Raw genomic sequence first — 22,615 nt, forward strand, 5'->3', positions numbered from 1 at the left:
TATATAAAACAACAAAATTCTTAAAATAACCTAGCTATTAAATTAATAATATTTATTTACTTAGTTTCACTCTAATAGTACCCAAATTAGACTTATTGCGTAACCTAAAAGAATATAATCTTTCAATCATACGCCAATAAGCTAAGATGCGATCTTAAGATTCTTACTTTAAGATTAATCCATAGTTTGGTCAATAGACAAGTTCAAATTGTGTGGGTGATCGCTGGTTTAGCTTTTACAACTTACTATATTATTGGGGTTAAATTTTTTGCCATGAATCCTTGTTTTTTGGCATATAAATAGATTTGTTAAAATAGGTGCATTGTACAGGTAGTAATTTTTCAATATTTGGTAAATAGTTAATTAGTCTTTGTTTAACAGTTTTTGCTAAACTTTGACACCATTGATACTGTAATAAACAACGAGTTCCAACTAATTTAATTCCTTCAACGTTATAGATAATTTCATCACATTCTGAAGAAGAAAAACAATCTTTGATTATTTGATAGCCTAGAGATGAAAAACTCATATATTATTTCAGATTGACCTTAAAATATAATTAAGCGATCGCTATTTTTGAAAAATCAATGCAACAGCGATCGCCAATGAGGTTAAGAAAATCGTTACTCTTCGTCGTCTTCCTCTTCATCTTGAGGATAAACAAAACTATTGGAACGGCCAGATAGAACAGATTTACCTAAAGATAAAGCTTTTTGTGCTTCTAAAGCTGCATTACGTTTCCAGTGAGCTTTACGTTGGTCTCGTTTTGTATTGGATGTTTTCTTCTTAGGGACTGCCATAGGACTTAAACATAAAAAATTACACAACCTTTCTATTATACGTTATTTTTCGGTTGAGTCGCTACTAATAGGGTCTGATTTTGCTAAAGACGTTAATTCATTAAACGTAATAAAACCATCTTGATTGAGATCACATTTATTAAAGGTTGATTCAACCGCTTTACTAATATTAAGGTCTGTATTTTCTCCCCAAATGGTTTCTAATAATTGTTTTAATTCTTGTCGATCAATCTTACCATTATTATCTTGATCAATTTCATCAAAAAACTTTTTTAATTCTTCGGTTTCATGTTTATTTAAGGGAATGGTCATGATTAGTAACACCTCTATTAATGACTAATTTGTATTGTCCAAGGTTCTCCAGGTTGAGGAATACCAAACCCTGGTAAATTTAATAATACTCCAATTTGATTAATATTATAACTCACCATTCCTTTTGTACCAATTTCTAAGGTTAACTTATTCAATATTTTATCTTCCCAGGGTTGCTTTTTTCCTTCTATTTTTTCCCACTGTCTTTCTGTTATAAATCCTGATTGTAAAAGACGGATAACTTGTTTACCTTGAAAATAGCAAAAACTAACTGAATCTGATACCGTATAAGCTGCTAATCCTAATATTTTTTGATTTGGGAAAATTTGAGCTATTTTTTTACCGTAGGAAATCACCTTTTCTGGTTCATTTACATAAAGTTGTATCCAAGGGGTTTCTTGATGATAACGAACGGGAAATTGATAACCTTCTTTGACTAAAATAGAGGCAATATTATTAATTTCATCTATATCAAATTGATCTCGACTATAAGATAAGTAAATTGCTCCAAATTTGGTCATTTTTTCAAGTTATCGAATAGAGTTTTCTGTTGCTACATAAGATCTCAACAAGTTATTAGCTTCATAGAAATAGAAAATATTAACAATTACACCTCCTCGCTTAATTTCTATTTTACCGATTTCTTTCATTTCTGTAAAAAAGGCTCTAAATTCATCAGTCAATTCTGGCATTTCATGAAACCGTTTTAAAGTAATATAAAGGGCATTTTTTCCTATCCATTGATCCGTATCTGGCCAAAAGTAAAAACCCCGTCTATCGTAACTAAAACAAGTAACAGGAATATCATGTAATGGTTCTAATGCTAAGTCAATTAATCCTGCTAAATAATAGGCATTAGTAAATAAAAAATCTGACTGTTTTAAATGGTTTAGTAATACAGGAGATTTCATTACTTGTTTTCTAAATTCTTTCACATCAATTAATTCAGTTGTAGGATCAGTTTCAGGGGTTAAAAATCCTCCCAATATAGCATTATGACTCGATATAAATAAAGTTCCTGTATTAAGATGTAGTAATAATAATACTAAAATAGTATTAATCGCGATCGCACTACCAAATAACCATCGTTTTACCCATTTTTTTGAATAGTTTAGCCATTGTTCTCCATATAATCCTAATAGTAAAATCATGCCCCAATAACCAGGTATTGGCCAAGTAACTAATATTTGTTCTTTACCTCCTAAAATAATTAAACCCAAGGTTAAAGGTAAAGATATCCAATAAATGAATAATTTTTTGTCACTTAAATTATTGACATTTTTTTTCTTAGATAATAATCGATAAACATCAAAATATAAGCTTTTACTCATTACCCACCATAAGGGAAATCCAATAGTTGGAAACAGTAGAGCAATGTTTATGCCTAATACACCTAAAGCATTGAGAATATTATAAGATTTTTCAGGAGCATTAGGTACAGGTAAAAAGCGATCAGAAAGCTGAAATTTTAAAGAGATCCAATCATGTTGATAATTCCAAAATAATAAAGGAAATAAAGTTATAATAAATAAACATAATCCTAAAATTGTCCAACGAGAAATTAAAGCTTTACGGTGATTATTACTACTTAAACAAAAACCAACTAAACATAATCCTAGGACAAAACCATGATATTTACTTAGACAAGCTAATCCGATTAAAATCCCTAAAAGACTAAGACGATAACTTGGTAAATAAGTTTGATTGCGTTTTGTAAAAAACTCATCAGTAGCACAATATAAAGCAGCCGACCAAAAAAAAATTAAAGGGCTATCTGGAAGAGTAATAATCCCAAAACCTAATTGAAAAATAGGAATAATTGATCCTAATATTAACGCTATTTTTCCTGCAGTTTGGTCAAACAACTTACAACTGGTTAAGTATAATAAAAACAAACTGCCTGTATATAAAATTAAAGTACCAATACGCAAGGTAAAAGGGGATGTAATTCCCGTTAACCAAATACCGAAACCAGTAGTTAAAGCAACAAAAATTGGATGATCGAAATAACTCCAATCTAGATGTTTGGTATAGAGATAATAATAGCCTTCATCATAACCAGGCAACAGCCAAAAAGCAATCAACGAACGAAATAATAAACCAAGCAATAATATTAAAAATACTGATAAAAACTGATTAATTGAAGATTTTTTTTTATAAAAAATAGAATTTAGTAAATTTATTTTTTGTAGAATCATTATAGCTAATTAGGTTAAGGAATTTTAGAAACACTTGTGTTAACAACGCTCAATAAAATTTTAAATTTATGTAATGTAATAAATAATATTCAATTCTAAATCGCCTCTAAATATCCTTCGACTAAAATATCTCTCTCCACTTGACGAAAACTAACATTTTGTAATGGTAAAGCATCAGACATTTTATCTAAGCCTAAATCTCCCACAGGAGAAGCAGCAGAGAAACCGCCAATGATTTTTGGTGCAATAAATGCCATAATTTTTTGAATAACCCGTTGCGTAATAGCTTCAGCCCCTAAAACTCCCCCACATTCCCACAAAACGCTGCATAATTGTCGTTCATAGAGAATATCCATTACCTGAGAAGGGGTTAAAGGGGATAATTCAATCACTTCTACCCCCTTGTCTCGTAATTTAGTTTGTAGAGAAGGATTGTTTCCCCATTCCGTAAAAACAATGGTTGGTGCAATGTCAACATTCCAGAGATTAGCTTCTTCGGGTAAGTGTAAGTTGCGACTCATGACTACTCGCAAAGGATTAACCCCAGTAACTTGATGAATGGTTAAATGAGGATTATCTCGGCGTACCGTATTCCCTCCAACGATCACCGCATCGCAACCCGCTCTAATTTGATGAACCAATTGCCGAGACTTTGTTCCTGTTACCCAAGCACTATGGCCTGTACTACTGGAAATTTTACCATCAAGGGTCATGGCATATTTCAGGATACCAAAAGGTTGATTATTAAGAATGCGATGACAAAAAGCTTCATTTAAGCGGAGACAGGCTGCTTCTTCAACCCCGACTGTAACCTCTATTCCTGCCTCCTGTAATCTCGCAATGCCCTTTCCTGAAACTAACGGGTTAGGATCGACCATACCTACCACTACCCTAGCGACTTTCGCCGAAATTAATGCCTCTGTACAGGGCGGTGTGCGACCATAATGATTGCAAGGTTCTAAATTGACATAAACGGTTCCTCCAACTGCCTTTTCTCCCGCCTCTCGTAAAGCGAAAACCTCTGCATGAGGTTCTCCTGCTTTTGGGTGAAATCCTTCTCCAATAATTTTCCCATCCTTAACAATAACCGCACCCACCAAAGGGTTAGGAGAGGTATAACCCAAACCTTGACGGGCTAAGGTTAAACATCTTTGCATCATTTGTTGATCAACATTGTCTGGGATTATCATAAGTTCGGAATTCGGAGTTATGCTAAGTCCTATTTTTGTTAAGGTTGTAACAAAAAATTAGAGATAATTATTAAGTGACCTTGACGAAATTAGGGGATTCTCTTTAGAGTTTATACACTAAATAAGGACATGACTGCTAAAAAAACATTTAACGAACAATTTAGTCATTTCCAGTGTTAATGATTTTGTTAATCATCTCCTAAAAATGGTATCAACACGAACAAAAAAAGACGTTTCTCAATGGCAACCGTTAAAAACGATTGCTAAACCCTTTTCTCCTTATTGGATTGCTTGTATTCCTTTAGCAGCCCTTATTACTATTGTTGTGAATAAGGCTGTTGTTGCTCAAGATGTAGAAATAGATGTATTCGCTATTACCGAGGCAACCCCTGGGGCAATTCAGCAACTGCAAGGAACCCTCAACGCTATCTGGGTACTGATTGCAGCGATTCTCGTCATTTTCATGAATGCTGGTTTCGGAATGTTAGAAACCGGCTTTTGTCGTCACAAGAACGCAGTTAATATACTCGCTAAGAACTTAATTGTTTTTGCTTTAGCCACGCTTGCTTATTGGGCGATCGGTTATTCTCTAATGTTTGGCGGCCCTGAAAATCCCATTATTGGGTTTGGGGGTTGGTTTCTCAGTGGAGAACCAGCTGCCTATGGCCTTGATCCTTTTCCTGTTGGACTTCCTGTCTCTGTCGCTTTCTTATTCCAAGCAGCCTTTGCTGGAACTGCAGCCACTATTGTGTCAGGGGCAGTGGCAGAACGAATCAAGTTTACTGACTTCTTAATTTTCAGTTTATTGTTAGTTGGGATTTCCTATCCTATTACCGGTCACTGGGTTTGGAGTGGCGGTTGGTTAGGTTCTCTTGGATTTAGCGACTTTGCTGGTTCTACCGTGGTTCACTCCGTTGGGGGTTGGGCTGCTTTAATGGGGGCAGCTATATTGGGTCCTAGAATGGGTAAATATGTGGATGGTCGTCCTCAAGCGATTCCTGGCCATAACATGAGTATCGCAACCCTGGGCTGTCTTATTCTCTGGATCGGCTGGTTTGGCTTTAACCCCGGTTCTCAGTTAGCTGCTGATAGTGCCGTTCCCTATATTGCTGTTACCACCAACTTAGCGGCCGCTGCCGGTGGTGTTGCTGCAACCCTTGTTGCTTGGGCAAAAGACGGTAAACCTGACCTTTCTATGATTATTAATGGTATCTTAGCCGGGTTAGTAGGGATTACCGCCGGATGCGATGGGGTATCCTATTGGGGTGCTGTGATCATCGGTGCAGTTGCTGGTGTCATCGTTGTGTATTCTGTTAGTTTGATTGATTCGGTTCTCAAAATAGATGACCCCGTTGGTGCAATTTCTGTTCACTTGGTCAATGGAATGTGGGGAACCTTAGCCGTTGGCTTATTTAATATGGAAACTGGTTTATTTTACGGTGGCGGTATCACTCAACTGATTAATCAAATTATTGGGATCGTTGCCATTGGCGCATTTACTGTTGCTTTTAGCGCTATTGTCTGGACTGCCCTCAAGGCCACAATGGGTATCCGCGTTAGTGCTGAAGAAGAACTCAATGGCCTTGACATTGGAGAACATGGCATGGAAGCCTATCATGGCTTTGTTAAAGAACCCGATGGATTTGGGGGTTCAGGTTCTTCTAGTATTAACGACGATATTCCCACAGGAGCCGGAATGTAGGTAAATTCCATATCAATGATAAGTTCGCTATCATGGCGGACTTTTTTTTATCTTGTTCTCAGAAAAATCCCAGATTCTTCTCAGATTGATACTTCATAGTAGAAAGTGTTAAATCAAATTAAGGGGTGACACCGATGAAATTACACCGTTTTGCTGCTTTTGGTCTTTCTTCTTCTTTATTACTTGCTTCTGCTATTTTCTTACCCTCATTTTCTTCTCAAGCTTGGGCTAATCAGACAAAAGATCAATTAATGGCTCAAGAAGTTTCGGTATTATCTTCAAGTGACTTTATTACTGTCGAACAAGATCATCAAACCACGGGTCAAGTTCGTGTGATTCGTCTTAATGGGAAACGTTATTTAGACTTTGATTCTGATTTTACGACTGCTCAAGGTCCTGACGTACAAATTATTCTCTATCGGGGTAATAAAGTCCCTCTCAATGTTTCTGAAGAAAATTATATTACCTTAGCTAAACTAAAAAGCTTTAATGGCTCACAACGTTACGAAATTCCTGACAATATTGATTTAGATGATTTAAAATCAGTAGGCATCTGGTGTCGCAAATTTAATGTTACTTTTGCCTATGCTTCCTTGTCCTAAACTTATTCTGAAAACACTGATAACTGATTGAAACGGAGAGGGAGGGATTCGAACCCTCGTTAGAGTTACCCCTAAACAGCATTTCCAGTGCTGCGCCTTCAACCACTCGGCCACCTCTCCTTATGGGGTCACAAATATTCATTATACACCATTAATAAACTTTTTTAACCCTTTCTTCAATAGAATTGCCAGTCAAAAGTAATTAGGTATGATAAAACAACAGGAAACGGCAGACCAGACAATAGTCACAGCGATTTGTACCTAGTAATTGAATTGATCACTATTAATCTGACTTACAATTTTTCTAAATAACTCAATAAATCAGCCATTTCTTGGGAACTGGGTTGGAATTTTGGCATAGGTGGCGTTTTTCCACTGATCACTTGTTGGATCAAACTTACTTTAGATTTATGTTTCTGAACCCGATGCAAACTTGGCCCAACGATACCATCAGCCTCTATTCCATGACAACCAGCACAATTAATCTCAAAAATCGCCTGTCCTCGACTAACATCTCCTTGACGGGATAACACTTCATTGATATAAGGATCAGAAATTTCATGAAGATACCAACCAACTACGATGATGATAGCCAGAAAAATCATGCCTAAAATAATTAGAATTATTCGTTGGATAGCATCCTTGGGTTGGATTAACTGTTCAGTCACGGTGATTCAAGGGCGATTGCCTTAGCCTTCTCTTTACATTTTGCAATGTTTTGGAGGTAAAAAGCTAGTCTCGTTAACTGATGTAACAATTTAACGGTAATTTTTCCCATAATATTAATTTTCTTAAAAAAAGTTTGACAAAATGAGGTCAATAACTTTGATCCAAGAGCATAAATAGAACTCTCAACGATCTAGAATGGCGAAGCAAACTTTTTTCTACCCCTAGAATTGGGACAACCTTCTCCAGTACCATAGGATAGTTATCATTCATCTCAATGAGGAGAAACTTCATGATTGAACCTTTACTCTTAGGCATTGTTTTAGGTCTTATTCCTATTACCTTAGCTGGTTTATTCGTTGCTGCGTATTTACAATATAAACGCGGTAATCAACTTAACCTAGATTAATTGTGTAACGAGCCTGATACTTATCTCTCACCATTAACTATTTGTTTAGTAACCTAAAAAAACCCCATCCTTCAAGAATGGGGTTTTGTGTAAAAATTAATGACAAGGAAAAATTAACCCATCAATCGCCTCACTTAGGAGTTCGGAGTCATGATTTTAGAAACGAGATCCTGAAGGTTTGAGACTTGTCAGTTGGTTAGTTATCTATCAATTTTCTAATATTGAACTCAGGTATCAATAACCTTAATTTTCTTAGGTCAAAATAAGGATAACTTTAGATGTCTAGCTTAAAATAATCTAAAAGATGGTGCTATACTAACAAAACTATTTAATGATAATTTATTAAACAATTATCTCCGCATTAGCTATACTTTTTCCATCCTCAAAACGTGACTACTCAAACTTCTTCCCTTCCCAATAAACCAGAGACTTTACCCACCAATACCCTTGATAAAAGTCTCGATCGCCAAATGATAGTTATCCTTGATTTTGGTTCTCAATACTCAGAATTAATTGCCCGTCGCATTCGAGAAACCCAAGTCTATTCTGAAGTTCTCTCTTATCGCACAACAGCCGAAAAATTACGCCAACTTAATCCCAAAGGTATTATACTATCGGGGGGACCTAACTCGGTCTATGACAATCGCGCTCCTCAATGCGATCCTGATATTTGGGAGTTAGGTATTCCCGTATTAGGGGTTTGCTACGGAATGCAGTTAATGGTTAAACAACTTGGGGGACAAGTTGAAAAAGCGGTACGGGGAGAATATGGTAAAGCATCCCTGCGTATCGATGACCCCACAGACTTATTAACTAATGTAGAAGACGGTTCAATCATGTGGATGAGTCATGGAGACTCTTGTACTCGTCTTCCTGAGGGCTTCTCTATTTTAGCCCATACCGAGAATACCCTATGTGCTGCGATCGCTGATCATGAAAAGAAACTCTTTGGGGTACAATTTCATCCTGAAGTCGTTCACTCGGTAGATGGGATCGCCCTTATTCGTAATTTTGTTTATCATATTTGTGAATGTGAACCCACCTGGACAACAGAAGCGTTTGTCGATGAAACTATTCGTGAAATTCGGGCTAAAGTAAGGGATAAACGAGTATTACTTGCTTTATCTGGCGGTGTGGACTCTTCTACCCTGGCCTTTTTATTACATCAGGCCATTGGAGATAATTTAACCTGTATGTTTATCGATCAAGGATTTATGCGGAAAGGGGAACCTGAACGCCTCATGGACATATTTGATAAACAGTTTCATATCCCTGTAGAATATGTTAATGCTCGCGATCGCTTTTTAAAACAACTCGAAGGCGTAATAGACCCAGAAAAAAAACGTCGTCTTATTGGCCATGAGTTTATCCAAGTGTTTGAAGAAGAATCAAAACGTCTAGGCCCCTTTGATTATTTAGCACAAGGAACCCTCTACCCCGATGTGATCGAATCGGCAGATACCAATATTGACCCAAAAACAGGGGAACGGGTTGCCGTTAAGATTAAAAGTCACCACAATGTAGGCGGTTTACCCAAGGATTTACGATTTAAGTTAGTCGAACCCTTGCGAAAGTTATTTAAAGACGAAGTTCGCAAAGTTGGGCGTTCGATTGGGTTACCTGAAGAAATTGTACGCCGTCATCCCTTTCCCGGCCCGGGGTTAGCGATTCGTATTATTGGGGAAGTGACCTCAGAACGATTAAATATCTTACGAGACGCTGATTTTGTCGTACGGGACGAAATCGGTAAACAAGGAATGTACCATGACTTTTGGCAAGCATTTGCTGTTCTTTTACCCATTCGTAGCGTTGGAGTGATGGGAGATCAACGCACTTATGCCCACCCCATTGTACTCCGTCTCATTAGCAGTGAAGATGGCATGACCGCAGACTGGTCAAAAGTTCCTTACGACCTCTTAGAAACCATTTCTAATCGAATTGTCAACGAGGTGAAAGGGGTTAACCGTGTGGTTTATGATATCACCTCTAAACCCCCAGGAACTATTGAATGGGAGTAAATAAATAGGTAACAGGGGTTTAGCAATGCTAAACCCTTACTATTTTCAGGAAAGCAAAAAATGAGTGATTGCAAAAAGAATGAAAGCCATTTGGTCAGAGCTTAAGGTGATGAAAATAGGATAATGGAGAGAGAGAAATCAGAAAAACTTGCAACTAATCTGAGAATTACGTTAAATTTAGTTAAGTTGGATCTGCAAATTAAGCAAAATTCCGATGTTTTATCTTTAACTTCTTGACAAAAGAAGCATTTTGTATTAAAGAAATCAATTTTTGATAACTTACGAGAAACTTTAACCTATGAAAATATCTTGGAGAACCCTATTACTCTGGACTGTACCACTTCTAGTGGTGGGTTTTTTCCTCTGGCAAGGGGCTTTCCCTTCTGCTTCAACCCAGATGGGCAATAACACAGCTAACACCCGTATGACTTACGGGCGTTTCTTAGAATATTTAGATGCTGGCCGTATCCTCAGTGTGGATCTCTATGAAGGAGGACGCACTGCTATTGTACAAGCTGTAGACCCTGAAATTGAAGATCGGGTACAAAGATCGCGGGTTGATCTTCCCATGAATGCCCCTGACTTAGTGGCTAAGTTACGTAAATCTGATGTACAGCTAGAATCTCATCCTGTTCGCAATGAAGGAGCATTATGGGGCTTTTTGGGCAATTTATTATTCCCTATTCTCCTCATTGGGGCTTTATTCTTCCTCTTCCGTCGTTCTAGCAATATGCCAGGGGGACCAGGCCAGGCCATGAATTTTGGTAAGTCTAAGGCTCGTTTTCAAATGGAAGCGAAAACCGGCATCATGTTCGATGATGTGGCCGGTATCGATGAAGCGAAAGAAGAATTACAAGAAGTTGTCACCTTCTTAAAACAACCGGAACGTTTCACCGCTGTTGGGGCGCGTATTCCTAAAGGGGTGTTATTAGTGGGACCTCCAGGAACGGGTAAAACCCTCTTAGCGAAGGCGATCGCAGGAGAAGCTGGTGTTCCCTTCTTCAGCATCTCTGGTTCTGAGTTCGTGGAAATGTTTGTTGGTGTGGGTGCGTCTCGTGTTCGTGATTTATTCAAAAAAGCCAAAGAAAACGCCCCTTGTCTCATCTTTATCGATGAAATTGACGCAGTAGGTCGTCAACGGGGTGCTGGGATCGGTGGCGGTAACGATGAACGGGAACAAACCCTAAACCAGTTATTAACGGAAATGGACGGGTTTGAAGGCAATACCGGTATTATCATTATTGCTGCCACTAACCGTCCTGATGTTCTTGACTCTGCGTTAATGCGTCCTGGCCGTTTTGACCGTCAGGTTATCGTAGATGCGCCTGATTTCAAAGGACGACTCGAAATCTTAGAAGTTCACGCCCGTAACAAAAAATTAGCCCCGGATGTCTCCATTGAATCCATCGCTCGTCGGACTCCTGGGTTTAGTGGTGCTGATTTAGCGAACTTACTCAACGAAGCAGCTATTTTAACCGCCCGTCGTCGTAAAGAAGCTATTACCCTCTTAGAAATTGACGACGCAGTTGATCGGGTGGTTGCTGGTATGGAAGGAACTCCTTTAGTAGATAGCAAGAGTAAGCGTCTCATTGCTTATCATGAAGTTGGCCATGCCATTGTCGGAACCTTAGTGAAGGATCATGATCCCGTACAGAAAGTAACCTTAATCCCCCGTGGACAGGCCCAAGGGTTAACTTGGTTTACTCCTAACGAAGAACAAGGATTAACCACTAAATCGCAACTAATGGCCCGTATTGCTGGTGCTTTAGGGGGTCGTGCAGCCGAAGAAGAAGTATTCGGTCATGATGAGGTAACCACTGGTGCTGGTGGCGATCTACAGCAGGTTACAGAAATGGCTCGTCAGATGGTAACTCGTTTCGGAATGAGTGAGTTAGGTCCTCTATCCTTAGAAAGTTCTTCTGGGGAAGTCTTCTTAGGGGGTGGTTTAATGAACCGTTCCGAATATTCAGAAGAAGTAGCCACGAAAATTGATAGTCAGGTTCGCACCTTAGCTGAAGAAGGCCATCAATTAGCCCGTCAAATTATTCGCGATAACCGTGAGGTGATTGATCGCTTGGTGGAATTATTAATTGAAAAGGAAACTATCGATGGAAAAGAATTTCGTCAAATTGTGGCTGAATACACCCATGTTCCTGAAAAAGAACAGTTTGTGCCTCAGCTATAAACTAGCTTAGATATAATAAAAAAGACGCGGGCGATCGCGTCTTTTTTTTACTCACATCTTGCACCAGTACAAATAAACTCAATAGAAAAAAATCAATTCTAAGACAGTTAGAGTCAAAATAAACCCCTATACCCTACACCCTTTCACTACTAGCCAATTTTAAACAAGATGCAAGATGTGAGTTTTACGTAAACATACTGTAAAGACAAGGATCATCTTTAGGTAGATGCCATTTTCCTAAGAGGGATATACTGTTTCTCGAACTCATAACGGTACACCTAAAATTCAACTTCTGACTTGGTGACTCCTAAAACTAGAAAACTTTGTACCTCACAAGTATGGGAAATGCTATATACTAATTTATTACCTCTTTTTAATTGTATTTATTAACCTCGATTAAATCTTTAAACTCATCAAATTGAAAACTATTATTAGTCATATTGGTTCTTCCTTGTTCTTGTAATTGTTGGAAACAGGAAAACATAGAATTAGTAGAACTTAATAATCCTGATAAAGCATAAGCAACCATCTTGAAGCCTATTTTTTCTAATTCTTCTAATGAGAAACAAGGTGTTTTTCCTCCTTCAATAATATTAGCCAGTAAAGGAACATCAGGAAAATAATTACTAATTTTTTCTAATTCTTCTCTAGTTTGAGGGGCTTCTATAAAGATGATATCTGCGCCAGCTTCTTGATATTTTTTCCCTCGATACAAGGCTTCTTCTAATCCATAAATAGCCCGTGCATCAGTTCTTCCTATGATGACTAAGTCACTGTTATTTCTAGTCTTGACTGCTGCCTTTATTTTCTTGACCATTTCTTCAGTTTCTATCACTTTTTTTCCTTCAAAATGTCCACATTTTTTAGGACATTCTTGATCTTCTAAGATAATACCTGCTGCCCCAAAACTAACAATATCTTCTACCGTTCTTTGTACATTTAAAACATTTCCATACCCAGTATCTATATCACAAATAACAGGGATATCAACAGATTTAATAATATTTCTAACTTGATTTAACATTTCTGTTGCTGTTAAAAATCCCAGATCAGGCAGTCCTAATAAAGAAGCTGACATCCCAAAACCACTGGTAAAAATAAAAGAAAATTCTGCTTTTTGGGCCAACTTAGATCCAATACAATCATAAACAGCAGGAGCTGCTAGAATGCTAGGTTGATCTAATAGTTGACGTAACTTTTTAGCTGGTTTCATAAACAATTTTAATCAAATATTTCTGCTTCTTTAAAAGAAGAACCTTCTTGATCTTTTTTAGATAATTTGGGTTCATCCTTTAATTGCCAGTCGATGGAAAGATCGGGATCATTCCATAAAATACTTCTTTCATAGGGTGGGGCATAATAATTAGTGGTTTTGTATAAAAATTCAGCAACATCTGATAAGACAACAAACCCGTGGGCGAACCCTTCAGGAACCCAAAATTGACGTTTATTTTCTGCATTTAATAGACAACTTACCCATTGGCCAAAAGTCGAGGAACTTTTGCGGATATCCACAGCAACATCTAACACTTCACCCACCACAACACGGACTAATTTTCCTTGAGGTTGTTGAATTTGATAATGAAGTCCTCGCAGGACATTTTTTTGCGATCGCGAATGATTATCCTGTACAAAATTTCGTTCTATTCCGGTTGCTTCTGTGAAAGCTTTTTGATTATAACTTTCATAAAAAAAACCGCGATCATCTCCAAACACACGGGGTTCAATAATTACAACATCAGGGATTTTTGTTTGAATTACATTCATAATTAATAACTGGTAACTAGATTAAACTTCTACGGTTACCCAATTTTGTAACGCTTCCCATCCCAAACCTTGACGAATAATTGAAGGAGGATCAGAAGTCATATCTAAAATAGTAGATACGTCAAAACCAGGTTCTAAACTATTATCAATAATCATATCAACCTGACTTTCTAATATATCAAACAATCTAGCTTTTTCTAAGCCAATAGTAGGAAACTCTCCCTCTTCATCGGGTAAATGGGCAGAGGTAGAAATAATTGGATTATTTAATTCTGTTAAAATAGCTTGACAAATAGGATGATCAGGAACTCGAATCCCTGTGGTTTTTCGTTTAGGACTCATCACTAATTTTGGAACAGCTTTGGTAGCTGGTAATAGGAAAGTGTATGGACCAGGAATCACCCGTTTCATAATACGATAAGCTTCATCCGTTACCCCTGCATAGTCAGCAATATTGGATAAGGAAGAACATAAAAACGTTAAAGGTTTATCATTGGATAATTGCTTTAATTGTCGCACCCGTTGCACAGCCGATTTACTATTAAGATCGCAACCGATCGCATACACTGTATCGGTAGGATATAACATGATCGCCCCTTTTCTCAGGGAATCACAGATTTCGTCGATGCGACGGGGTTGGGGGTTTTCGGGATGAAGATCGTATAAAATAGCCATAATTATGACCAAAATAGCTTATTTAGACTGTGTAACCGGTATTGCTGGGAATATGTTTTTAGGGGCTTTAGTTGATAGTGGTGTTCCTCTAGAATACTTGATTGAGCAACTCAAAGGGTTAAATATTGACCACGAATATGAGTTAAGTCAAGAAAAAGTACAACGCAAGGGACAACAAGCCACTAAGGTTCATGTTGAATTATTGATAGAAGACTCCCATAAAAGCCACCATCATCATCATACCCCTGCCCGTTACTTACCTGAAATTGAGAGCATGATTCAACAGGCTAATTTACCGTCACGGGTAACACAATGGAGTTTAGATATATTTCGTCGTTTAGCGGTTGCAGAATCGGCTGTACATGGTGTTAAACCGGAAAAGGTACATTTCCATGAAGTCGGGGCAACGGATGCCATTGTGGACATTGTAGGCACTTGTCTGGGGTTAGATTATTTAGACATAGATGAATTATACTGTTCAGCATTACCAACCGGTGGGGGAACAGTTTGGGCTGCCCATGGCCGTTTACCGGTGCCAGTTCCTGCGGTGTTGAAGTTATGGGAATCCCGACAAGTTCCTATTTATAGTAACAATATTGAGAAAGAATTAGTCACTCCTACAGGGGCTGCGATCGCTGTTACATTAGTTAAAAGTTTTGGTCAACCGCCTAATATGATATTAGAAAAAGTCGGGTTAGGTGCCGGTTCACAAGACTTATCCTTACCTAATATTTTACGACTTTGGATAGGGGAAAGGATGACAGAAAAAAAAACAGTAATGTTGACATAGTTGCAGTATTAGAAACCCAAATAGACGATCTCAGTCCGCAAGTTTTTGGTTATTTATTTGATGTTTTATTGAATATTGGCGCGTTAGATGTATTTACTCAGTCAGTGATGATGAAAAAATCACGGCCAGGTATCTTATTAACGGTGATTTGTCCCGTTGATAAAATAGAAGTTTGTGAGACTATTATTTTTAGAGAAACAACTACGTTAGGGATTCGTCAGTCGATTCAAAAACGTTCAATTTTAGACCGAGAAATTAAAACAGTCAAGACACAATATGGAGATATTAGAGTTAAAATAGCCAGTCAAGGAAAAGGAGAAAATAAAACGATTATTAATGTACAACCAGAATATGAAGATTGTGCAACTATGGCTAGAGAGTATAATCAACCTTTAACAAAAATCCAACAAATGGTATTAGATGCTTTTACTGATTAGTTTGGTCAATTAAACTCTCTTTTGCCTTATCTACACTATTTTGTAGAGACTATTTTCGGAGATGTTTTTTCTGCCGATAAAGGACAGGGTACAGACTTGGTCCCTGACCAATCGGTAAAAGTTTCTTCATCTTTATAATGTCGAGGGGTTTCTAACATCAAAGACCAGGCTTTTTGGGCTTCGATTAAATTAAATCTATCCTTGTAGTGAGTGAGTAAGATATCTTGAACGACAGGATAGTAATCAGAGTTTAGATTAGGAAAAATATGATGTTCTGTGTGGTAAGAAAAATTGAAATGTAGGAGATCAAAAATTTTAGGAACTCGCAATGAAATACTATTAACTAGGGGATCATTTACAGGAGTCATCCGACATAACATATGATTAGTGTAAATGTAAAACATGATGCCACTATAGCCAATCCAAACAGGAAGAAAATAGCCAAGTAATAATTTAATTGGATGAAAATCTAAGTAAATTAAAACACTTAAATGAAAGACAATAATGACGACTAATTCTAGAGCGATCGCTTTACGTTCTTTGCTACTTACTTGAAAAGATGCAGGGGGATATTGAGTTAAACCGTTATTAAAAAATAATACCGATGTAAGATTACGAAAAGTATGTACACCCCAAGCATGAGCATTGCCAATAATTAACCAAATGGGATGAACTTCAACAGAAGGAACAAAGAGATTTTGAATCCATTTTCCCCAATTTTTAGGCTGCTTAAATAAATAGTTGCGATCAGGATCAGCTAAAGAATTAGTTTTATTATGATGCTCACGGTTATGAACTGCGTGCCATAACGTGGGAGGCATCCATAATATTGCCAAGCTAAATAAACTAATTGTTTTTCTCAAAAATGGGTTTTTAATTGTCTTACTATGTAATAAATCATGGGTGCTAAATAGTAAGACAATAACACTATTTCCCATAATAAGACTGAAGGGTAAATAAAGCGGAAGAAAGTACCATCGCCATTGATCTAAATAATCAGCTATTCCCCAACCTAAAATTAAAATAGCTAAATTAATCAATAAAATCCATAATTTATTAATATTTGGATTGAATGCTTCAGACGGCAGTAAAGGTCGTATTTGTTTAGCGTACTCTGCTTGAGAAATAAAATATTTTTCCTGACAATTAATCCTTGAGGACATATTTTTTTAGGTTAAGGTTAAGATTCCTTCTTATTGTAAACCACATTCCAAGCTTCAATTATTTATTATCAATTAAAGTTTTTAGGTAATTGATAATTGAGATTTTTTTTCATGATAGTTCGTATAGTAGTAAAAAATAGGAATTATTGATAGACTATGATCAGCATAAATACTTAGTTTTAAAGTTAATGAAGACTGACCTAAATCAAACTGATTCTTCCTATGAATATCAAGTAGGTGGCAGTCTGAGAGTTAATGCACCGAGTTATGTGGTACGTCATGCGGATAAGCAACTCTATCAAGCTTTATTAAAAGGCGAATTTTCCTACGTTCTCAATACCCGTCAAATGGGAAAATCTAGCCTTCGGGTTCGTATCAAAAACCGCTTACAACAAGAAGGCTATCGCTGCGCTTCTTTAGATTTAACCAGTATTGGTAGCGAAACTACAACCCCCATACAATGGTATAAAGGGGTAATCTGGGAATTGTGGCGCGGGTTTAACCTCATTGGCAAAGTTAATTTAAAAGCTTGGTGGGGTGAACAAGCAGATTTCTCACCCATTCAACGCTTAGACCATTTTATACAAGATATTCTTTTAACCTCTATTCCTTCTCAACCCATTGTTATTTTTATCGATGAGATTGATAGTGTCTTGGGATTACCCTTTGCAGTAGATGATTTTTGGGCATTCATTCGCTTTTGTTACAATCAACGGGCAGAAAATAAAGAATATAATCGCTTAACCTTTGCTTTATTCGGTGTTGCTACCCCCTCAGAATTAATTCAATCTAAAGAGCGCACCCCGTTTAATGTTGGGACAGCTATTGAATTAAGAGGGTTTCAACCCCATGAAATTAAGCCTCTAATTGGGGGTTTAAAGGAATCATTGAGCTATCCCCAAGGCATTTTACAAGAAATCCTATACTGGACGGGAGGACAGCCGTTTCTAACCCAAAAACTCTGTCAAATGGTGCTTCGAGAAACCCCTCCTTTCCTTACCCCGGCAACTGTACCCCAATGGATAGAACGAATCGTGCGATCGCAAATTATCGACCACTGGGAAACCCAAGACGAACCAGAACACCTAAGAACCATCCGCGATCGCCTTCTACGGAAAGAAACCAATATAGCCCGAATTCTTGCTCATTATCTCGAAATTTTACAATCGGGACAAATGCCTTTGGATAATAGCTTTGAACAACGGGAATTATTATTATCAGGGTTAGTGGAGAAACGAGGATCTTCCTTACGAGTCCGTAACCCCATCTATGAAATGGTGTTTAATAGGGATTGGGTTAATGAACAATTGGATCGTCTTCGTCCCTACAGTTCCTCATTGCAAGCATGGGTCAAGTCCCAGTATCAAGATGACTCTCGACTATTGCGAGGACAAGCGTTAGCAGAAGCGAAAAACTGGGCAAAAGATCACCGTTTAAGCGATCTTGACTATCAATTTTTAGCAGCCTCTGAAACCTGCGATCGCCGTGAAAGTCAGCAAAAATTAGAAGCAGAACGCTTAAAAGAAACAGAAAAAAGGCTAAAAGCACAAAAACGATTAATTGGAGTCATTAGCATCGCTTTATTGGTATCCTGTGGTTTAATTTGGATGACTGTTAGCCAATACCGTCAAGCAACTCTCAATGAAATTCGGGCGATCGCTCGTTCTTCTCAAGGTTATTTAATTGCTGAACGGGGGTTAGACGCATTAATAGAAGCAATAAAAGCAAAACGCAAGCTACAAAGATTAAGGATAAACGATAAAGAAACAGAACAAGAGGTAGAAAGAGCTTTAGGAAAAGCGGTATATGGTTCCCTACAATTTAATCGTTTTACGGGACATAAAGATGGGGTTTGGGGAGTGGATATTAGTGGTGATGGACAAATGTTGGTAACAGCAAGTTGGGACCATACCTTAAAATTGTGGGAACGGGACGGAAAATTATTAAAAACCCTGACAGACCATGAAAATCGTGTCTATAAAGGTAAATTTAGCCACAATGGTCAATTGATTGCCTCTGCAAGTGTTGATCAAACTATTAAACTTTGGACTATTGAGGGTCAACTGTTACGATCTCTCCTCACCTATAAACCCGTTTATGATGTTGCTTTTAGTCCTGATGATCAAACTTTAATTGCTGCCACAGGCCATGATATCCAAATTTGGACAGTGGAAGGAAAATTACTCAACAAATTAAAGGGACATAGTGCAGAAGTTTATGATGTAGAATTTAGTCATAATGGTCAATTTTTTCTCTCCAGCAGCAAAGACCATACCATCAAATTATGGACAAAAGACGGTCAATTACTAAAAACCTTTCAAGATCATAATCATACGGTCTGGGAAGTGGAATGGAGTGAGAATGATAGCTATTTTCTCTCTGCGAGTGAAGATGGAACCATTAAACAATGGACTCTAGATGGAAACCTCATCAAAACCATTTTCGCTCATTCGGGTGCAGTGATGGATATAGAATTTGTACCCAAAAGAAAGGTCTTTTTTTCTGCGGGGGAAGATCAAACCATTAAATTGTGGACTGTTGAGGGAGAATTAATTGATTCGTTTAGTAGTCATCGGGATGGGGTTTTAGATTTAGCGGTAGCCCCCCACAATACATTTTGGGCCTCTGCAAGTTGGGATAAAACCGTTAAACTGTGGAAACCGAACAAACCCCTTTGGATTGATTTTCTAGAACATCAAGCAGAAATTCGTGGTGTTGCTTTTAGTCCGGATCAAACTCATGTGGTTACAGCGAGTCGAGATCATACTTTAAAATTATGGAGACCTGAAGAAGAATCAATTATGTTGCTTCGGGATCATACCGATGGAGTCTCTACCGTGGTTTATAGTCCCGATGGACAGTTTTTTGCCTCAGGAAGTCGAGATGAAACGGTTAGATTATGGAGTAATCAAGGGGAGAATTTTCGCACCTTAAAGGGTCATACAGATTGGGTTTTAACCGTTGCTATTAGTCCTGATAGTCAATTTATTGCATCGGGAGGTTTAGATAGAACCATTAAATTATGGCGCAAAGACGGTACTTTAATTAAAACCATTACAGGACATTCTAGGGGAGTTTTAAGTGTGGATTTTAGTCCAGATGGTCAATATTTGGTGTCTGGAGGTCGTGATCAAACCATTAAAATTTGGCGATTGGATGGTAGTTTAGTGAAAACGATTAAGGGACACGAAGGACCAGTAGAAAGTGTTGCTATTAGTCCAGATGGCAGTAAAATTGTCTCAGGAAGTCGAGATACTACCCTAAAATTGTGGAATTGGCAGGGAGAGTTACTCCAAAGTTTTGAAACACATCAAGAAAGGGTTTGGACTGTCGCTTTTAGTCCCAATGGTGAGATGATAGCATCCGGAAGTGATGACAAGACCGTTAGATTTTGGGATCTTGAGGGGCAACTTATTAAAACATTGTATGGTTATAACAGTATGATTCGTTCCATTGCTTTTAGTCCCAATAGTGAACAACTGGCAGTGGGAAGTCGAGAAAATATGCTTATTTTATGGGATTTAAAGGAAGTTTTAGCCTTAGATGAATTGCGTTATGGCTGTGATTGGATTAAAGATTATTTAAAATTTAATGCTGATCTTTCAGAAAGCGATCGCCGTATTTGTGATGGAATTAACCAATAAGATGTGATAGATTCAACGGCACTTTTCCAAGTTAATGGTCATTATTGAATAGAAATCTTATTCACCTTGTCATTTTTTGTTTATGTCATTATCTTCTGCAAATCTAACGTCTAATCATTCATCTATAGAGAATTTATCTCTTTTAATTATTGAGCAGCTAGAACAAAAAGAGCAATTATTTCAAGCGATTAACAATTTAGTTCATAAACTTCATCATACCCAAATGTTATTAGAGGAAAATAAACCTAAAGAAGCTTTATTAAACATTGAACAATTAGTTCACTATGGAGAAACCATTACTCGTCAATTTTAAAATAGTTGCACTTGGATCTTGCACTTTCAATAAAGTTAGCTAGTTAGGATAAACAAGAGGCAAGAGGATTTTCTTTTGAGTTCAACTGCCTCAGAATTTATTATCTGCTTTATGATTCAGTATATGAAGCGACTTTATTTACCTAATCAAGACGCTAGGGAACACGCACCAAGACAATCGACAGAAAACATTTAACACTAAAAACTAAAATAAAAAGGCTTCAAAATAAACTCATAGCTTGCACCTTCGATAAAACTAGCTAGTTTAGAGAGGAAATAGGGAACAGGAACCGGATAAAAGCCTTTTATTTTGATGTCAACTTATTAAAAAGTGATTAAAGTACGTCTGACACCTGACTCCTGCTTTCTGCCTTAAAACTTCTTGTACCAAGAAACTGGCTCGAAATTTAGCTTACAGCCTTAAATTGTCACAAATGAGTTATACATGGTGATTGACAGAACTTTACACCGTGGCTAATTTTGTACATATTCTTTCCATACCCCAATTTATACTAGATCCGCTTTAGATAGTATAGTATTAACTTTCGGAGCAGGGAGTGAGGAGAAAAAACGTTACTCTACTAAAATAAGCGGATTTGGTATTACTTCTACCTTTCTTGTCTTACCTACTCATAAAATTTTAAATTTGACAAGGACAAATAACATAAGGTTAATGAGATTTGGCTCACAGCGTTTTTAGAGGTAATAACTTTATCATGATATTCACGGAGATCAGAAAAAATTATTCGACGTACATCAGAAAAAGCTATGAAGCCTCAATATAAAATAATATCTAATCTTGATAAGTATTGAGCAAGCTAATCTTAGTTATAAATGTAAAAATTATTATCTATTTCTTCAAATAGATATCCCAGTGAAACAAGTTAAGATTATCAAAAAAATGAGTTTATTAACACTTCAAAGAATTGGGATTTATCAATATCTTTTTATTGCCTCAATTGTGAGCAATTTATTAGTATTAATACTATCAAAAATAGAATTACCGTCAAGGATCTTGAATAAGAAATGTTTTTAAATACCTGTACACCTTAGATAAATCCTCAAGGAAATTATGATAGCGAATCTCAAAAAAACTTGTCAAAATAAAAACTATATTTTGGCTTTTAATTTAACTAATGATCAGCAAATTATTCATCTAGAAGAATCTCAATATTCCATTGGACGGTCTCCTGAAAATTCTATTGTCATCAAATCTCAGTCCATTTCTAGATTTCATGCAACGATTCTTAAAGAAGTTAGTCAAGAAGGAGAGGTTTCCTTTTTTCTGATCGATGGGATTCCAGAGGGAGAACGGAGTCGTAACGGGTTATTTGTTAATGGAAATAGGTGTTTCAAACATAAGCTTGAACATGGTGATATTATTCAATTTGAGCCAGAAACTCAAGCGAATTACTATGTTCTTCAAAAAAAAAGTGAAGATTTTGTCAAAAATCTTCTTCCTAGAGTTTCAGCTAAAACTAATTTTCCTTCTTTTCTTCCTCAAATTTCAAACGATTTAGCGAAACAGACTGTAATTGTTGCTGAACAAAATTTAAGTCATTCCCCCTCAGATTTAAGAAAATTTGTTTCTTTAATTGAGTTAAGTCCCAATCCTATCTTAGAAATTGATTATCAAGGAAATATTATTTATGCTAATTCATCAGCTAAACTGCATTTTCGAGATTTAAAACAAGCGCAGATAAATCATCCTATTCTTCGAGGATATTCAATAATAATGAAAGTCG

At 37.1% G+C, this 22,615-nt stretch carries 21 protein-coding genes and 1 tRNA gene; 10 read left to right on the forward strand and 12 right to left on the reverse strand.

Going from position 1 to position 22,615, the window contains the following annotated elements:
* Positions 1-259 precede the first annotated feature (259 nt).
* From CY0110_RS24190 to ribD, 6 genes are all read right to left on the reverse strand, one after another.
* On the reverse strand, positions 260-529 hold the full coding sequence (locus CY0110_RS24190; RefSeq protein ID WP_008278240.1) for a hypothetical protein: 270 nt from the start codon (positions 527-529) through the stop codon (positions 260-262).
* Between the two features lie 94 nt (positions 530-623).
* Positions 624-800 (reverse strand): 50S ribosomal protein L32, encoded by a 177-nt coding sequence (rpmF, locus tag CY0110_RS24195; protein ID WP_008278241.1) that lies wholly within the window; start codon positions 798-800, stop codon positions 624-626.
* Positions 801-842: 42 nt separating this feature from the next.
* Positions 843-1,112: an EF-hand domain-containing protein gene (locus CY0110_RS24200; protein ID WP_008278242.1), complete on the reverse strand. Its 270-nt coding sequence runs from the start codon at positions 1,110-1,112 to the stop codon at positions 843-845.
* A gap of 17 nt (positions 1,113-1,129) precedes the next feature.
* On the reverse strand, positions 1,130-1,633 hold the full coding sequence (locus tag CY0110_RS24205; protein ID WP_008278243.1) for a hypothetical protein: 504 nt from the start codon (positions 1,631-1,633) through the stop codon (positions 1,130-1,132).
* Positions 1,634-1,642: 9 nt separating this feature from the next.
* A complete protein-coding gene (locus tag CY0110_RS24210) occupies positions 1,643-3,310 on the reverse strand; it encodes an ArnT family glycosyltransferase (protein WP_008278244.1) in 1,668 nt (555 codons plus the stop codon).
* Between the two features lie 95 nt (positions 3,311-3,405).
* The gene (gene ribD / locus CY0110_RS24215) at positions 3,406-4,500 is read right to left on the reverse strand and encodes a bifunctional diaminohydroxyphosphoribosylaminopyrimidine deaminase/5-amino-6-(5-phosphoribosylamino)uracil reductase RibD (RefSeq protein WP_008278245.1); all 1,095 of its coding nucleotides are present in this window, start codon (positions 4,498-4,500) and stop codon (positions 3,406-3,408) included.
* Between the two features lie 205 nt (positions 4,501-4,705).
* Here ribD and CY0110_RS24220 point away from each other — a divergent pair, with 205 nt between their 5' ends.
* Entirely contained in the window at positions 4,706-6,202 is a 1,497-nt protein-coding gene (locus tag CY0110_RS24220; protein ID WP_008278246.1) for an ammonium transporter, read from the forward strand.
* 134 nt (positions 6,203-6,336) lie between these two features.
* Positions 6,337-6,804, forward strand: a complete 468-nt coding sequence (locus CY0110_RS24225; protein ID WP_008278247.1) for a DM13 domain-containing protein — start codon at positions 6,337-6,339, stop codon at positions 6,802-6,804.
* 33 nt (positions 6,805-6,837) lie between these two features.
* On the opposite strand, the gene CY0110_RS24230 is transcribed toward CY0110_RS24225, so the two are convergent.
* A tRNA-Ser gene (locus CY0110_RS24230) sits at positions 6,838-6,924 on the reverse strand.
* Positions 6,925-7,097: 173 nt separating this feature from the next.
* Positions 7,098-7,478, reverse strand: coding sequence for a c-type cytochrome (locus CY0110_RS24235; protein WP_035800552.1), 381 nt, complete (start codon positions 7,476-7,478; stop codon positions 7,098-7,100).
* Positions 7,479-7,762: 284 nt separating this feature from the next.
* Between CY0110_RS24235 and petG the strand changes: the two genes are divergently transcribed.
* The 3 genes from petG to ftsH2 all read left to right on the forward strand — a co-directional run bounded on the left by petG (position 7,763) and on the right by ftsH2 (position 12,082).
* Entirely contained in the window at positions 7,763-7,879 is a 117-nt protein-coding gene (gene petG / locus CY0110_RS24240) for a cytochrome b6-f complex subunit V (RefSeq protein ID WP_008278251.1), read from the forward strand.
* Positions 7,880-8,268: 389 nt separating this feature from the next.
* Positions 8,269-9,897: a glutamine-hydrolyzing GMP synthase gene (gene guaA, locus CY0110_RS24245; RefSeq protein WP_008278252.1), complete on the forward strand. Its 1,629-nt coding sequence runs from the start codon at positions 8,269-8,271 to the stop codon at positions 9,895-9,897.
* A gap of 298 nt (positions 9,898-10,195) precedes the next feature.
* Positions 10,196-12,082 carry an ATP-dependent zinc metalloprotease FtsH2 gene (gene ftsH2, locus CY0110_RS24250; protein ID WP_008278253.1) on the forward strand — a complete coding sequence of 629 codons (1,887 nt, stop codon included), beginning with the start codon at positions 10,196-10,198 and terminating at the stop codon, positions 12,080-12,082.
* A 373-nt stretch (positions 12,083-12,455) separates the two neighbouring features.
* Here ftsH2 and CY0110_RS24255 read toward each other — a convergent pair whose 3' ends face one another.
* The 3 genes from CY0110_RS24255 to CY0110_RS24265 are packed head-to-tail and all read right to left on the reverse strand — an operon-like array spanning position 12,456 to position 14,524.
* Complete coding sequence (locus CY0110_RS24255) at positions 12,456-13,295, reverse strand: isocitrate lyase/PEP mutase family protein (RefSeq protein ID WP_008278254.1); 840 nt, start codon at positions 13,293-13,295, stop codon at positions 12,456-12,458.
* 8 nt (positions 13,296-13,303) lie between these two features.
* Entirely contained in the window at positions 13,304-13,849 is a 546-nt protein-coding gene (gene rfbC, locus CY0110_RS24260; RefSeq protein ID WP_008278255.1) for a dTDP-4-dehydrorhamnose 3,5-epimerase, read from the reverse strand.
* A 21-nt stretch (positions 13,850-13,870) separates the two neighbouring features.
* Positions 13,871-14,524 carry an L-threonylcarbamoyladenylate synthase gene (locus CY0110_RS24265; RefSeq protein ID WP_008278256.1) on the reverse strand — a complete coding sequence of 218 codons (654 nt, stop codon included), beginning with the start codon at positions 14,522-14,524 and terminating at the stop codon, positions 13,871-13,873.
* A gap of 4 nt (positions 14,525-14,528) precedes the next feature.
* On the opposite strand from CY0110_RS24265, the gene larC reads away from it, so the two are divergent.
* Positions 14,529-15,314 carry a nickel pincer cofactor biosynthesis protein LarC gene (gene larC, locus CY0110_RS31680; protein WP_008278257.1) on the forward strand — a complete coding sequence of 262 codons (786 nt, stop codon included), beginning with the start codon at positions 14,529-14,531 and terminating at the stop codon, positions 15,312-15,314.
* A complete protein-coding gene (gene larC2, locus CY0110_RS31685) occupies positions 15,266-15,751 on the forward strand; it encodes a nickel pincer cofactor biosynthesis protein LarC2 (protein WP_035800556.1) in 486 nt (161 codons plus the stop codon). Before larC ends, larC2 begins: the two co-directional genes overlap by 49 nt.
* A 35-nt stretch (positions 15,752-15,786) precedes the next feature.
* On the opposite strand, the gene CY0110_RS24280 is transcribed toward larC2, so the two are convergent.
* The gene (locus CY0110_RS24280) at positions 15,787-16,914 is read right to left on the reverse strand and encodes a fatty acid desaturase family protein (RefSeq protein WP_008278259.1); all 1,128 of its coding nucleotides are present in this window, start codon (positions 16,912-16,914) and stop codon (positions 15,787-15,789) included.
* A 188-nt stretch (positions 16,915-17,102) separates the two neighbouring features.
* On the opposite strand from CY0110_RS24280, the gene CY0110_RS24285 reads away from it, so the two are divergent.
* The 3 genes from CY0110_RS24285 to CY0110_RS24295 form a co-directional block, all read left to right on the forward strand.
* Positions 17,103-20,558: an AAA-like domain-containing protein gene (locus tag CY0110_RS24285; RefSeq protein WP_008278260.1), complete on the forward strand. Its 3,456-nt coding sequence runs from the start codon at positions 17,103-17,105 to the stop codon at positions 20,556-20,558.
* An 82-nt stretch (positions 20,559-20,640) separates the two neighbouring features.
* Positions 20,641-20,871, forward strand: a complete 231-nt coding sequence (locus CY0110_RS24290; protein WP_008278261.1) for a hypothetical protein — start codon at positions 20,641-20,643, stop codon at positions 20,869-20,871.
* A gap of 1,071 nt (positions 20,872-21,942) precedes the next feature.
* On the forward strand, positions 21,943-22,615 hold a 673-nt coding region (locus CY0110_RS24295), incomplete at its 3' end, for an FHA domain-containing protein (protein ID WP_008278262.1).

This window comes from Crocosphaera chwakensis CCY0110 (assembly GCF_000169335.1).
GTDB classification, from domain to species: Bacteria; Cyanobacteriota; Cyanobacteriia; order Cyanobacteriales; family Microcystaceae; genus Crocosphaera; species Crocosphaera chwakensis.